The 13,598-nt window shown below is 72.5% G+C and carries 14 protein-coding genes; 12 read left to right on the forward strand and 2 right to left on the reverse strand.

The genetic code is table 11. The features are described from left to right. Positions 1 to 60: 60 nt before the first annotated feature. The gene (locus ABZ635_RS23300; protein WP_357768859.1) at positions 61 to 1,323 is read left to right on the forward strand and encodes an MFS transporter; all 1,263 of its coding nucleotides are present in this window, start codon (positions 61 to 63) and stop codon (positions 1,321 to 1,323) included. Between the two features lie 9 nt (positions 1,324 to 1,332). On the opposite strand, the gene ABZ635_RS23305 is transcribed toward ABZ635_RS23300, so the two are convergent. Further along, positions 1,333 to 1,854: a hypothetical protein gene (locus ABZ635_RS23305; protein ID WP_357768861.1), complete on the reverse strand. Its 522-nt coding sequence runs from the start codon at positions 1,852 to 1,854 to the stop codon at positions 1,333 to 1,335. A 286-nt stretch (positions 1,855 to 2,140) separates the two neighbouring features. On the opposite strand from ABZ635_RS23305, the gene ABZ635_RS23310 reads away from it, so the two are divergent. The 3 genes from ABZ635_RS23310 to ABZ635_RS23320 are packed head-to-tail and all read left to right on the forward strand — an operon-like array spanning position 2,141 to position 5,258. Beyond that, positions 2,141 to 3,400 (forward strand): ABC transporter substrate-binding protein, encoded by a 1,260-nt coding sequence (locus ABZ635_RS23310; RefSeq protein WP_357768863.1) that lies wholly within the window; start codon positions 2,141 to 2,143, stop codon positions 3,398 to 3,400. After that, positions 3,397 to 4,392, forward strand: a complete 996-nt coding sequence (locus ABZ635_RS23315) for a sugar ABC transporter permease (protein WP_357768865.1) — start codon at positions 3,397 to 3,399, stop codon at positions 4,390 to 4,392. The genes ABZ635_RS23310 and ABZ635_RS23315 overlap by 4 nt, the downstream gene beginning before the upstream one ends. Next, a complete protein-coding gene (locus ABZ635_RS23320) occupies positions 4,389 to 5,258 on the forward strand; it encodes a carbohydrate ABC transporter permease (RefSeq protein ID WP_357768867.1) in 870 nt (289 codons plus the stop codon). The genes ABZ635_RS23315 and ABZ635_RS23320 overlap by 4 nt, the downstream gene beginning before the upstream one ends. A gap of 40 nt (positions 5,259 to 5,298) precedes the next feature. Here the strand turns inward: ABZ635_RS23320 and ABZ635_RS23325 are convergent, their stop codons facing one another. Further along, on the reverse strand, positions 5,299 to 6,219 hold the full coding sequence (locus tag ABZ635_RS23325; RefSeq protein WP_357768869.1) for a ketopantoate reductase family protein: 921 nt from the start codon (positions 6,217 to 6,219) through the stop codon (positions 5,299 to 5,301). 371 nt (positions 6,220 to 6,590) lie between these two features. Here ABZ635_RS23325 and ABZ635_RS23330 point away from each other — a divergent pair, with 371 nt between their 5' ends. The 8 genes from ABZ635_RS23330 to ABZ635_RS23365 all read left to right on the forward strand — a co-directional run bounded on the left by ABZ635_RS23330 (position 6,591) and on the right by ABZ635_RS23365 (position 13,509). Continuing rightward, the gene (locus tag ABZ635_RS23330) at positions 6,591 to 6,899 is read left to right on the forward strand and encodes a hypothetical protein (RefSeq protein ID WP_357768871.1); all 309 of its coding nucleotides are present in this window, start codon (positions 6,591 to 6,593) and stop codon (positions 6,897 to 6,899) included. Positions 6,900 to 7,133: 234 nt separating this feature from the next. Next, positions 7,134 to 8,147 (forward strand): oxidoreductase, encoded by a 1,014-nt coding sequence (locus ABZ635_RS23335; RefSeq protein ID WP_357768872.1) that lies wholly within the window; start codon positions 7,134 to 7,136, stop codon positions 8,145 to 8,147. A 10-nt stretch (positions 8,148 to 8,157) separates the two neighbouring features. Beyond that, on the forward strand, positions 8,158 to 9,009 hold the full coding sequence (locus tag ABZ635_RS23340) for a sugar phosphate isomerase/epimerase family protein (protein ID WP_357768874.1): 852 nt from the start codon (positions 8,158 to 8,160) through the stop codon (positions 9,007 to 9,009). Next, positions 9,006 to 10,295 (forward strand): M20/M25/M40 family metallo-hydrolase, encoded by a 1,290-nt coding sequence (locus ABZ635_RS23345; protein ID WP_357768876.1) that lies wholly within the window; start codon positions 9,006 to 9,008, stop codon positions 10,293 to 10,295. Before ABZ635_RS23340 ends, ABZ635_RS23345 begins: the two co-directional genes overlap by 4 nt. Then, complete coding sequence (locus ABZ635_RS23350) at positions 10,292 to 11,434, forward strand: Ldh family oxidoreductase (RefSeq protein ID WP_357768878.1); 1,143 nt, start codon at positions 10,292 to 10,294, stop codon at positions 11,432 to 11,434. The genes ABZ635_RS23345 and ABZ635_RS23350 overlap by 4 nt, the downstream gene beginning before the upstream one ends. Further along, on the forward strand, positions 11,431 to 12,360 hold the full coding sequence (locus ABZ635_RS23355) for a Gfo/Idh/MocA family oxidoreductase (RefSeq protein ID WP_357768880.1): 930 nt from the start codon (positions 11,431 to 11,433) through the stop codon (positions 12,358 to 12,360). Before ABZ635_RS23350 ends, ABZ635_RS23355 begins: the two co-directional genes overlap by 4 nt. Continuing rightward, a complete protein-coding gene (locus tag ABZ635_RS23360; protein ID WP_357768882.1) occupies positions 12,357 to 12,827 on the forward strand; it encodes a hypothetical protein in 471 nt (156 codons plus the stop codon). Before ABZ635_RS23355 ends, ABZ635_RS23360 begins: the two co-directional genes overlap by 4 nt. A gap of 154 nt (positions 12,828 to 12,981) precedes the next feature. Continuing rightward, positions 12,982 to 13,509: an EF-hand domain-containing protein gene (locus ABZ635_RS23365; RefSeq protein ID WP_357768884.1), complete on the forward strand. Its 528-nt coding sequence runs from the start codon at positions 12,982 to 12,984 to the stop codon at positions 13,507 to 13,509. Positions 13,510 to 13,598 lie beyond the last annotated feature (89 nt).

Here is a 13,598-nt window from a genome sequence, read left to right on the forward strand (position 1 = left end):
CGCAGGCCGACACCCCTCCTGCCTCCCTGACCCCGAACCGCTGAGGAAGAAGTACCGACCATGGCCACGATCGAGGCCCGCAGACCGCACCGGGAGCCCGGGAGAGGTACCGACCCCGCGCGCCGCCGCGCGCTCCCCGGGTGGCTCGCCGTGAGCGGCACCCTCTTCGCCGTCGCCTGGGGCGGCAACGAGTTCACGCCGCTCCTGGTGATGTACCGCCTGGACAGCGGCATGAGCGCGCAGGTCGTCAACGTACTGCTCGGCGCCTACGTCCTGGGTATCGTGCCCGCCCTGCTGGTGGGCGGTCCGCTCTCCGACCGCCACGGGCGCCGCCCCCTGATGCTCCCGGCGCCGCTCCTGTGCGTGGTCGGCAGCGCTCTGCTGGCCGCGGGCTCGGACTCGGTGGCCCTCCTCTTCGCCGGGCGCGTGTTCTCCGGCCTGGCGCTCGGCCTCGCGATGGCGGTGGGCACCAGCTGGGTCAAGGAGCTCTCCCAGCCCCCGCACGACCCCGGGGCCGGTGCGGGTGCGGGTGCGGCGCGCGCCTCGCTCGCGCTCACCCTCGGCTTCCTCCTGGGCGCGGTGGTCGCGGCCGCCATCGCCCAGTTCGCGCCGATGTCCGCCGTCCTGCCGTACGCGGTCAACATCGTCCTCACCCTCGCGCTGGCCCTGGTCCTGCTGGGCGCGCCGGAGACGCACGCGCGCTCGACGACGCCCCGCAGGCTCATGGACGACCTCCGGGTGCCCGACGCGTTCCACCGCCGCTTCCTTCTGGTGGTGGTGCCCATGGCGCCGTGGGTGTTCGGCACCGCCGCCAGCGCCTACGCCGTCCTGCCCGACCTGCTCGCCCACCGCGTTCCCGGCTTCGAGATCGGCTTCTCCGGACTCCTGTGCCTGGTGGCCCTGGCCAGCGGTGTCCTCAGCCAGCAGGTGGCCAAGCGGGTGGACAGTCCGCACTCCTCGCGCGCGGTGGTGGCGGCCCTGGCCGTGGCCGCGGCCGGGATGGCCCTGGCCGTGTGGGCCTCGACCGCGCTGACCGTCACGGCGGCGCTGGTCGCGGCGGCCGTCCTGGGCGCCGCGTACGGCCTGCTGCTGGTCTCCGGACTCCAGGAGGCGCAGCGCATCGCGGGGCCCGACCGCCTGGCCGGGCTGACCGCCGTGTACTACTCGCTCACCTACCTGGGGTTCTTCGTCCCGGCCTCGCTGGCGGCGCTGACCCGCTGGTTCGGCTACCCGGCCATGTTCGCGGTCGGCACCGGACTCGCCCTGCTGTGCGTCCTGGCCGTCTCCCTGTCCTGGCGCCGCCACCTGCCCGCGCCGCGCTGAACCGTCGGCTCAGCACTCGGGAGGGAACTCCTGCGCGCCCACCAGCGTGCCCTCGCCGCCCTGGTGGGTGCCCAGGATGAGGCCGTCGTCGGAGGCCAGCGACTCGGTGTGGAACTCGAGCGCCGCGATGTCGCCGTCGGCGCCGTCCTCCGCGCCGGCGGCCGAGGTCACCTCCAGCGTGTACGCGGTCTCGGGGGAGTCGGGCACCACCCGGTACGCCGGTTCGCCCCCGGTGTCGGTGATGGTCCAGTCCTCGCCGGGCGCGGACAGGTCCACCTCCAGCCGGTCGCCCTCGAAGGCGCGGTTGGCGGTCAGCCGCCACCCGTGCTCCTCCGAGGTGAGGTCGATCCGTGCGGGCGGGCTGTCCCCGCACCACGCCACCTGGACCACGGGGAACTGGTGGCGTGCGGAGAAGTGCCCGGTGGCGACGGCACCCACCGCGCCGCCGTCCGGCGCGCAGGCGGACACGAGCAGACAGGCCGGGGGGAGGAGCGCCCACCGTCGGAGGGCGGCTCGGTCGAGGACTGGCATGCCGTGATTGTGCCAATCCCCGTGGCGCGCCGTGGGCGTGTGCGCCGGGCGCGGGCGGCGGGGGACGGGAACGCCACAGGTCAGACCGGGACGGTGGCACGCCGCGTTCGCGTCGCCGTTTCGGCGTGTCCGTCGCCGCTGGGGCGTCTCCGATTCGTGATCCGCCGCTCCCTTGACCTACGTCGCCGGGGTTACCAAGGATGGCGGGGTCGGAATTTGGTGATATGCGACACAGTGGGGCGGTCCGTCGCCGCGGGACGGGTCGGCCGCCCGGAGAGGAATGCGTATGCGTTCACAACGGTGGTCGATCGCCGCCTCGGGGCTGGGACTGGCGCTCCTGGCCACGGCGTGCGGTGCGGGAGGCGGGGACCGGAACCAGGTCGAGGTCTTCTCCTGGTGGACCGGGGGCGGCGAGGAGGCCGGGCTCAACGCCCTCATCGAGCGCTTCGAGGAGGAGAACCAGGGGGTCGAGTTCGTCAACGCCGCCGTGGCGGGCGGGTCGGGCACCAACGCCCAGGCCGTGCTGGAGGGTCGGCTCCAGAGCCAGGACCCGCCGGACTCCTTCCAGGGCCACGCCGGGGCGTCCCTCCAGGACTACGTCGAGGCCGGGTACCTGGCACCGCTCGACGACTTCTTCGACGAACACGGTCTGCGAGAGGCCTACCCCGACCAGCTGGTCGAGCAGATCTCCTACGAGGACAGCGTGTACTCGGTCCCGGTGAACATCCACCGGTCCAACGTCCTGTGGTTCAACCCCTCGGTGCTGGAGGAGGCCGGGGTGGAGGGGCCGCCCCGGACCCTGGAGGAGCTCGTGGAGGCCCTGGAGGCCGTCGCCTCCGAGACCGACGCCATCCCCATGGCAGTGGGCGCCCAGTGGACCGTCGACCACCTGCTGGAGTCGGTGCTGCTGGGCTCGCTCGGCACCGACGCGTACAACGCCCTGTGGGAGCCGGGCGCGGACTGGGACACTCCGCGGATGGCCGAGGCGCTGGAGACCTTCGAGACGATCCTGTCCCACACCCAGGAGGAGTCGGCGGCCGAGGACTGGCAGGAGGCCTCGCGCCGGGTGGCGGAGGGGGAGGCGGCCTTCAACGTCATGGGGGACTGGGCCGCCGGGTACTTCGACGAACTGGGAGCGCTCCCCGGACAGGACTACGACTGGGCGCCCTCGCCCGGGACCGACGGTACGTACATGTGGCTGTCGGACAGCTTCACCCTCCCTGCGGGAGCCCCCAACGAGGAGAACGCCCGCGCCTGGCTCGCCCTGGTGGCCAGCCAGGAGGGCCAGGACCTGTTCAACCCCCTCAAGGGCTCCATCCCGGCCCGCTCCGACGCCGACCCCGGCCGGTACGCGGACAACCCGTACCTGGAGTCCGCGCTGACCGAGTGGCAGGCCGGGCCCGAGCTGGCGGGGTCGTTCTGGCACGGGGTGACCGTGGGCAACCGGTGGAAGAACGACATCGACACCGCCGTGGGCCTCTACCTCCAGAACGAGGACCTGGAGGCCCTCAACGCGGCCCTGCACGAGGCCGCCCAGTCGGCATGAGCGCCGCCACCCAGGCGGGGGCCGCGCCCGGCGACCCCGGCCACCCGAAACCCCCCGCCCCGGACCGCCGCGCGCGTCCGACCCGGCTGCGGCGGGCGCTGGCCAGGGCCCGCACCTGGTTCCCGGGCCTGCTGCTGGTCTCGCCGTCGATCCTGCTCATCGGCGTGTTCGTCTACGGCATGATCGGCTGGAACACCCAGCTGGCCCTGAGCGACAAGCACGCCCCGATCCAGGACGGCTCCTTCGTGGGGCTGGCCAACTTCGTCCAGCTGTGGCAGGAGGCCCGTTGGCCCGCCGCCGTGGCCAACGCGGTGGTGTTCACCGTGGTCTTCGTCGGCGGAGCGCTGTTCCTCGGCTGGCTGCTGGGCCTGCTGCTCGACAAGGGCATCCGGGGCGAGGCGGTGTTCCGGACCCTCTTCCTCGCCCCGATGGCGGTCTCCTTCATCGCCACCGGTGTCGTGTGGCGTTGGCTGATGAACCCGGCGCCGGCCGAGCGCGCCACCGGTCTCAACGCCCTGTTCGTCCACCTGAACCTGGACTTCCTCGTCAACGACTGGTGGACCGCGCCCGACCTCGGCATGGCGGCGATGGCGCTGCCCGCCGTCTGGCAACTGGCCGGATACGTCATGGCGCTGTTCCTGGCCGGGTTCCGGGGGGTGCCCGAGGAACTGCGGGAGGCGGCCCGGGTGGACGGGTGCTCGGAGTGGGGCGTGTACTGGCGGGTGGTCATGCCGCAGCTGCGCCCGGTCACCCTGAGCGCCGTGATCATCCTGGGCCACATGTCCCTGAAGGTGTTCGACCTGATCATCGCGGTGGCGGGGCAGCAGATCGTCGCCGACGTCCCCGCCGTGTACATGTGGGCGATGGTCTTCGAGGTCCGGGACCCGGCGAAGGGGGCCACCATCGCGTCCTACCTGCTGCTCGCCGTGGCGGTGTTCGTGATCCCCTACCTGGTCTGGACCGTGCGCAAGGAACGGAGCGAGGGCCGATGACCCGGAGATCGCCCGGACGGGTGAACGCCCCCTCGGGCGTGGGCGCCGCAGGCGGTTCACGCGGACGGGCCGTCCGGTTCACCGTCCTGCTGGTGTTGGCGGCGCTGTTCCTGCTGCCCATGTACGTGCTGGCGGTGACGGGGTTCAAGCCCTTCTCGGAGGCCACGGCGGCCCGGGCGTGGCTGCTTCCGCGCGAGTGGAGCCTGGAGGGGTGGTCCACGGCCTGGTCGGCGCTGGCCCCCGGACTGTGGAACAGCGTGCGTATGGCCGTGCCGAGCGCGGTCCTGTCCGCGGTGCTGGGCTCCATGAACGGCTACGTGCTGGCCCGTTGGCGCTTCCCCGGCGCGGACACGGTGTTCACGCTGTTCCTGTTCGGGATGTTCATCCCCTACCAGGCGGTGATGATCCCCCTCCAGCAGATGTTGGTGGGCGCCGACCTCATGGGCGGGCTGTTCCCGCTCGTCCTGGCGCACACGGTGTACGGCATCCCGATCTGCACCCTGATCTTCCGCAACTACTACGCGAGCGTCCCGGGCTCCCTCATCGAGGCGGCGCGGGTGGACGGAGCGGGGCTGCTGAGGACGTACGCCCACGTCATCCTGCCGGTATCGGCACCGGCGTTCGCCGTCACCCTGATCTGGCAGTTCACGTCGGCGTGGAACGACTTCCTCTTCGCGGTGTTCCTGACCGGTCCCAACAGCTGGCCGGTCACGGTGCAGCTGAACAACGTGGCCGGGTCCATGGTGGTGCCCTACAACCAGCAGATGGCGGCGGCCGTGCTGGCGTCGCTGCCGACACTCCTCATCTACCTGGTGCTGGGGAGGTACTTCATGCGCGGGCTCATGGCGGGGGCGCTCAAGGGGTGAACCCCGTGGCCGCCGGGGCACGCCCCGGCGGCCACGCGCCTCAGCCGCGGGCGGCCGAGTAGACGCTCAGGTGTGTGTGGGCCAGGGAGAACAGCGGGGTGGGAACGCCCAGCTCGCGGCCCCGCGCGACCAGGTCGCCGACGATGTGGTCGCCCTCCACGGGGTTGTCGTGGGTCAGGTCCCAGTACATGGACGTGGAGGTCTCGCGTTCGGTGTCGGAGATGACCTTCTCGGCGAACCCCCGGATACGGTCGCTGGGCGGGTACCCGGCGGCGGTGGCCAGGGCGGTGGCCTCGGCGAACATCCCCGCGCTGAACTCCTGACCGCCCGGGGCGCGGTTCACCCGGCCGATGGGTGCCCTCATCAGGCAGGTGACGGCTCCCAGACTGGCCAGGAAGACCCACTTGTCCCACATCTCCTGGCGGATGTCCTTGGTGGGGCGGGCGGTGAACCCGGACTCCTCCAGGGCGGAGTGGACGCGGTCGAGTCCGACCACGGGGGAGTCGGAGAGCGGCCCGTAGACGAGTTCGCCCATCTTCCCCACCTCCACGATGCCGCCCCTCTCGTCCAGGCGGGTCATCACCATGCACACCCCGCCGTACACGCGGTCCTCGCCGAACCGCTCCACCAGGACGTCCAGGTGGCGCATGCCGTTGAGGAAGGGCACGACCACCGTCCCGGGCCCCACGGCCGGGGCGAGGTCCTCGACCGCGCCTTCGAGCCCGTAGGACTTCACCGAGAGCAGCACCAGGTCGTAGGCGTCGGTGAGCTGGTCCTTGGTCACCGGTGTGACGGCGATGTTCTCGGTGCGTCCCTCCACGGAGGTGATGTCGAGTCCGCGCTCGGCCAGGAGCGCGGCGCGCGCGGGCCGGACCAGGAAGTCGACGTCCCGCCCCGCCTGGACGAGCCGCCCGCCGAAGTAACCGCCGACCGCTCCCGCACCCACGACGAGGATCTTCATGTCTCTCCCACCCGATAGTTCGTGATCTTCGCAAAACGTAGGGCTCCGGGGTGGGGCTGGCAAGGTCGGGGGTCCTTCGAGGGTGGTCGGGGCGGGGTGGGGTCGGTCACGGCGCGGATGGGGCGGACGGGGACGACTCGTCCCCGGCGGTCGGCGCGCGCCGGGCGAACGAAAGGCGAGATATCACTTCATGGGCGTTGTGCTCCGCTGTTTTCACGGGGCCGGAAACCGGGGTCCGAAAAGGCTCTGCCGAATATCGGGGTTGCGCTCCGCTCCGGGTTCGGAGAGCATCCTTCCGGAACCCTCCGTGTTAATGGAAAAAAGGAGGGTTCGCTTCACAAAACGCACATGAATAAGGAAAGGATGGTGGAATGAAGGCATTGTCCACGGTGGCCGCCCTCGTCCTCGGCGGCGTGCTCATGGGCGCCGTCCCGGCACACGCGGCGACCGGAGAGGTCGTGGTCTTCAAGACCGAGCTCGAGGACCTGGAGCGCTACACCGACCCGGCGCCGGGAAGCTGCCACCAGCTCCCCGCCACCGCGCACGTCCTGTTCAACATGACCGACTCGGAGGTGCGCATCCATCCCGGTACCACCTGCCTCACCCGGGGGGTCCTCGTGGTCCCCGACCGCGGATGGCACGCGCCGCCGAGCGGACTCTTCAGCTTCTCGGTGGCCTGATTCCCCCGAAGGCAAAAAGGGGCGAAAGGCGTCTACCGTCGATCTCCCCCTTTGTTGCCTCTTACTTCCTGATTGAGGAATGACCCCGCCGGGGTTTGGGGTGCTGGAACCGGACCTCCCCTTTGACTCCGTTCCCGCGGTCCGCAGAGGATGAGTGCCCGTTCGACGGCTCGTGCGCCCGAAGGGAACACCGAGCGGTACGGGAACAAGGAACCGGAAAGGTGCCGGCACCTCATGCTGCACACCCTCATCGTCGGCCTGGGCAGATCCGGGCGGGGTCTGCACGTGCCGTCGCTCGCCAAGGCGCGGGCGGCGGCACCCTTCCTCTTCGCCCCGGGGCCGCTCCTGGGCCTGGACCCCGCGCACGACCGTGTCGACGGGGTGCGCACGGTCGGCTCGCTGGAGGAGGCGGCCCGGCTACGCCCGCCCGCGCAGACCGTGGTCCACCTGTGCACGCCGCCGCGCATGCGCCTGGAGATGTTGCGGGACCTGGCCGACCTGGGATACCGCCGCGTCATCGTGGAGAAACCCCTGGCCCTGGACCTGGTGGAGCTGGCCGGGATCGCGCGGCTGCGCCGCGCCCGGGACCTGGAGCTGAACGTGGCCACCCCGTGGTCGGCCAGCTCCCTGACACGACGGCTGACCGTGGTCCGGCGCTCGGGCGTCTTCGGGGCGCTGCGCGCCCTCACGGTCGTCCAGAACAAGCCGCGCTTCACCCGCAGCCTGGAGTCCACCTCCCATCCCACGGCCCTCGACATCGAGGTCCCGCACGCCCTGGCCGTCGCGGTCTCTCTCGCGGGCGACGCCGACGTGGTTTCGGCGGACCTGAGCGACATGTGCGTCGAGGGCGTCCGGATGCCCGGCCTGGGAGCGGCCCGCGTGGACCTCCTCCACCAGAGCGGGACGATGACCCGGATCGAGTCGGACCTGACCTGCCCGACCCGGGAGCGCCGCATCGTGCTGGAGTTCGACACGGCGGTCCTGACCGGCCACTACCCGTGCAGCGAGGCCGACCACACCGCCCAGCTCGCGGTCGCCGTGGAGGGGCGCGCCCCCGCGCGGTCGGTCTTCGCCGACGACGCGCTGCCCGCGTTCCTGCGCTCGTGCTACGGCCGCTACGCCCGCTCCTGGCCCGGTGGCGGCGACCTCACCGCGCAGATCGAGGCGGTGCGCCTCCTGGCCGAGGTCAGGAACCTGTGCGCGCCGGGAACCGGGGCCAGGGAGGTCGACAGTGCCGTCGGCGCCTGACACACCGCGCATGGCCGGGATCGGCGACGAGGCCGCCCCGGACCTCGGGGACCAGCTCGACGCCGTGCGCGCGCTCGGCTGGAACCTCCTGGAACTGCGCTCCCTGGGCGGGGTACCCGTCGCCGCCCTGTCCGAACCGGACTTCGCCCGGGCGGCCGACCGGATCGCGCGGGCCGGTGTCGGGGTCGTCGCCGTGGCCGCCAAGATCGGCGACTGGTCCCGGCCGGTCACCGCCGACCCCGCCGTGGACCTGGCCGAACTCGACGTGCTGGCCCGTCGCTGCGCCCGGCTAGGCACGCGCCTGGTACGGATCATGTCCTTCCCGTCGGGCGGCACGGCCGAGCCGGAGTGGGGCAGGGCCGCCCGGGCCCGGGTGCGCGAGCTCGCGCACCGGGCCGAGGACGCCGGTCTGGTCCTGGTCCACGAGAACTGCGCCGGATGGGCCGGAGAGAGCGCCGAGCGCGCGTTGGAGCTGCTGGCCGAGGCCGACAGCCCGGCGCTGCGGCTGCTGTTCGACACCGGCAACGGGGTCGCCCACGGATACGACGCCCCGGCCCTGCTCCGCCCGCTCGTCGAGTACGTGGCGCACGTCCACGTCAAGGACGCCGTCCCCCTCCCCGGGGGCGAGACCGCCTACGTCGCGCCCGGACGGGGAAGGGCCGGGGTCGAGGAGTGCGTGCGCCTGCTCGCCGCCCACGGCTACCGGGGCGCCTGGTCCATCGAACCCCACCTGCACCTGCGCCCCCACCTGAGCGCCACGGGGGCGGACCCCGGGCTCGGCGACCCCGACGCGTTCGTCGAGTACGGGCGGGCGGCGCAGACCCTGGTGCACCGGGTCCTCAAGGAGGAGTTGCACCCGTGAGAGCCGCTCTGAACGCCGACGACCGCGCCCTGCTGCTGCGGCTGATGCGCCTGCCCACCGCCGGTCCCCTGGAGACCGGACGGGACGGTCCCGCGCCGAGGCTGTGGGAGGCCCAGCGCGACTACGCCCGTGCGGCCGAGCGGCTCGGCTTCCGGGTGGTGCGCCACGCGGCGGCCCGGCCCGCCGACCTGGAACGGCCCGGGGTGCCCGAGGCGGTGCGCGTCGCGGCCGCCGCCGACCCCGGGTTCCTGGAGGCGCAGCCGAGCCTGGTCCTGCGACTGGGCCCGGACGACGTCCCCCGCGCACGCACCCTGATGTTCAACGTGCACCTGGACACCGTGGCCGGGAACCCCCCGGTCACCTTCGACGGCGAGGTCTTCCGTGGTCGCGGCGCGATCGACGCCAAGGGGCCTGCCGTGGCCCTGTTGGCCGGGGTGCGGGCCGCCCTGGGGGGACGCCCCGAACTCGGCCGCCACCATGCGGTGCTCGTGCAGGCCGTCGCGGGCGAGGAGGGCGGCGCCATGGGGGTCCTGGGCACCCGGCCCCTGGTGGAGCTCGGGTACACCGGTCGGCTCAACGTGTTCTGCGAACCCACCTCGGGGCGGTTCTCGACCCGCAGCACGGCGTCGATGACCGCGCGGGTGTCGGTACGCGGCGACGACGCGATCGACGACCGCCCGCACACCGGCCACAACGCCTCCGTTCTGCTGGGCTTCCTCGCCCAGCGGATGGGCCGCGCCCTGGACGGGCACGCCCGCGACGGGGCGGTCTGCGTGGCCGGGCTGCACACCGGCACCCTGCACAACCGCGTCTACGGCAGCGGTGACCTCCTGCTCAACCTGGCGTACGGCGACGCGGCCACGGGCCGCTCCCTGGAGGGGGCGGTGACCGAGGCCTTCGAGTCGGCCCTCGCGGAGTTCACCGCCGAGTTCTCCGACACCGCTCTGTTCGCCCGCACCGCCCGCGACGCCCGGCGCACGACCCGCCTGGACTGGCCCAAACGCGGGCTGCCGGTGCTGGACGACCACGACCCCTGGGGCCGTGCGCTGCTCCGCGGCGCCGGGGTCCCCGCCTGGCCCGCCGAGGAGCCCGCCTTCACCTGCGACGCGATCTGGGCGGCCGATCTGCCCGACGCGTGCACCGTGGTCCTGGGCCCCGGCGACCTGGCCGCCGACGGGGCGCACGGCGACGCCGAGTCCGCCCGCCTGTCCGACCTCGACGGGTTCGCCGCGACGGTGGCCCGTCTCCTGGCCGTCTTCACCGAACACACCCATGGAGGATCGTGACCACCCTCTCCTCGGAGTCATCCGGAACCGCGTCGTCGGCCGGGACTCCCGTGCTGGTCGACCACGCCGAGCTGACGCGCTTCCTCACGCAGGTGTTCACCCGGCGGGGCCTGCCCCCGGACCGGGCGGACGCGTCGGCACGGGCCCTGGTCCACGGCGACCTGACCGGAATGGACTCGCACGGCGTCGCCAACCTGGCCGGGCTCTACCTGCCGCTGCTCGACGAGGGGCGGGCCGACCCACGCGCCGAACCCGAGGTCGTCACCGACCTGGGCGCGGCCCTGCTGGTCGACGCGCACCGCTCGCTGGGGCTGTGGGCGGCGTCGTGGGCCATGGACCTGGCCGTCGAACGGGCGGCGCGGCACGGGGTGGGCATGGTGTCGGTGCGCCGGGCCACGCACCTGGGCTGCGCCGGATACCACGCTCTGCGCGCCGCCGAACGCGGCATGGTCGGCGTGGTCTCCAGCAACTGCGGCGGCCAGCGGATCGCGCGGCCGCCGGGCGGTGCCGTGGCGATGCTGGGCACCAACCCCCTCGCCGTCTCCGCCCCGGCCGGAGCCCACCCGCCCTTCCTGTTGGACATGAGCACCACCGCGGCCCCCACCGGGCGTGTCCGGCAGGCGGCCCGGGAGGGGCGCGCGCTGCCGGAGGGCCTCCTGTGCGACGACGCGGGAGCCCCGGTGACCGATCCCGCCGCCTTCGACGCCGGTGACGCGCACCTGATGTGGCTGGGCGGTGAGGTCGGCCGGTTCAAGGGGTTCGGCCTGGGCCTGGTCGTGGAGGTGCTGTCCGCGCTGGTCTCCGGGTCCGGCCGCGGCCCGCACCCGGACGCCTGGGACGGGGACGGCGGACCGAGCGGACGCGACGACGACATCGGCTTCCTGCTGATGGCCATCGCCCCCGACACCCTCAGGCCGGGGGCGCGAGCCGACGCCGAAGGGCTCTTCGGCGCGCTGGTGGACTGCCCGCCGACCGACCCGGAGCGGCCGGTGCGCTACCCCGGGTGGCACGAGCACCGGTTCGCGCGCGAGCGGACCGAACGGGGCGTACCCCTGCCCGCGCCGTTGTACGCGCAGCTGGTGGCACAGGCCGAACGGGCCGGAGTACGGGCCCCCGAGGTACGAGGAGAGCAGCGTTGAACACAGCGCCGATGCGCGTGGGTGTCGTGGGACTGGGGTTCATCTCCCGCTTCTACCTCGCCGCCCTGGAGGCGTCCCCGTCCTGGCGGACGGTGGCGGTGTGCGACCTGGACCCGGCCCGGGTCGCCGATCCGCCCGAGGGCGCGGTCGGGTACACCGACCACACGGTGATGCTGGCCGAGGCGGAGCTGGACGCGGTCGTGGTCACCGCCCCCAACGACGCCCACGCCCGAATCTGCGCCGACGCCCTGCGCAGGGGCCTGGCGGTGTGCGTGGAGAAGCCGCTGGCCCTGGACCCGGACGAGGGCGCGCCCCTGGCCGCCCTGGCCCGGGAACGGGGGGCCGTGCTGTTCACCGCGTTCCACCGCAGGTACAACTCCGAGTTCGCGGCCCTGCGGGAGCGGTTGGCGGGGAGCGTCCCGGCGCAGGTGACCGTGCGCTACCTGGAACGGATCGAGGAACACGCGGGGGACGACACCTGGTACCTGGACCCGTCCCGGTGCGGCGGGGGATGCGTGGCGGACAACGGCCCCAACGCGTTCGACCTGGTGGAGGCGTTGCTCGGCCGGGTCGAGGTGGACACCGCGCGGGTGGAGTACGACCCCTCGGGGGTGGACCGCCGGGCGGACGTCGGACTCGTCGCCACCGGTGCGCGGGCCCGGGTCCTGCTCGACTGGTCGTACCCGGGGGAGCGCAAGGACGTCGAGGTGCGCACCGTCGACGGGCGGCTCCTGACCGCCGACATGCTGGCCGGCCGTCCGGCCTTCAAGGAGTCGCTCTGGCACGAGTACGACGCGATCGTGTCCGACTTCGCTGGGCGCGTGCGTGAGGGCGTTCCCGACGGTGCGGGTCTGTCGGCCCTGCGCCTGGTCGAGGACGTCTACCGCGAGGCGCGGCGGGCCCGTGCCGAGGGGGTGAGCGCGTGAACCCGGGCGAGGACGGACCCAAGCGGCACGTGACGGGCGCCCTGGTGAAGGTGCTGGTGCACCGCCGGACGGAGCGGGGCATGCGGTTGGAGCCGTTCGCCAGCAGGTGCGTGCGGGCGGGCGAGGTCCACGAACTGGTCGCCACCGACCACACCGAGACCGAGGAGGGGGCCCGCATCGACCGTGTGGGGTTCCTCGGTTTCGCGGAGATCACCGCGGCCGGGGTCGTGGACCGGGGCGACCGGGTGTGGATCGGCGGCCGTCGGGTGGGTGTGGTCCTGGGCTTCGACGCCTGCCACACGCCGAACCACTACAACGTGCTGATCCACGCCGACCCGGTGCCGACCGGAGCCACCCTCGCGCTCCTGCCCGAGGAGCCCGTGGTGTTCGAGCAGGCGCGCTCGGACGAGGACGGGACCGAGCTTTTCGCGAACAGTGGAAAAAATGGCAGAGAATGTCCGATATAAAAGTCGCATTACCCTCGGTGTTCTTCGGAATTCTGGTTTCCCGGGTGGCGTCAGGCGGTAATCTCTTCCTGGGTCGAAGGCGATCGGGAGATCGCCGGAACGCCCCATCGCATTTATTGCATTCGCTTTTCCATGCAAACGCCAAGGAGATTTGATGACCACTGCGACCAAGGCCGAGAACCGCCTCGAAGAGCGCTTCCGTCTGTGGGACAACGACGGCAACGGCGTGATCGAGCGCGCGGACTTCGAGGTCGAGGCCGAGGGCATCCTCAGCAGTCTCGGTGCCGCGGGCACGCCCAAGGGCGACGCCCTCCGCGACAGCTACCTGGCCATGTTCGACCTGCTCGCGTCCGCCGCCGGCACCGACCGGATGAGCCAGGACAAGTTCGTCGAGGTCGCCGAGCAGGAGATCGTCAGCAAGGGCGACGCGGGCTTCGCCCGGGTGGTCCAGCCGACCATCCAGGCCATCGTCAACGTGCTCGACACGGACGGCGACGGCGAGGTCAGCCCCTCCGAGATGCAGAAGTGGTTCGCCGCCATCGGTCTCGACGGCGCCCAGGCCGACCAGGCCTTCTCCCAGATGGACGCCGACAACAGCGGCAACCTCTCCACCGCCGAGCTGGTGGCCGCCGTGCGCGACTACCACCTGGGCAAGAACGACATCCCCCTCCTGGGCGCCTAAGAGCTCATCTCAAAAGCCCTGCGAGATGCTCCTGAGCCTGGCATGATCACGTCCTGTGAGCGATGTGTTGCCCGATGGGCTCTGGGAGA

The sequence above is a fragment of the Nocardiopsis sp. NPDC007018 genome (assembly GCF_040635075.1).
Taxonomy (GTDB): Bacteria; Actinomycetota; Actinomycetes; order Streptosporangiales; family Streptosporangiaceae; genus Nocardiopsis.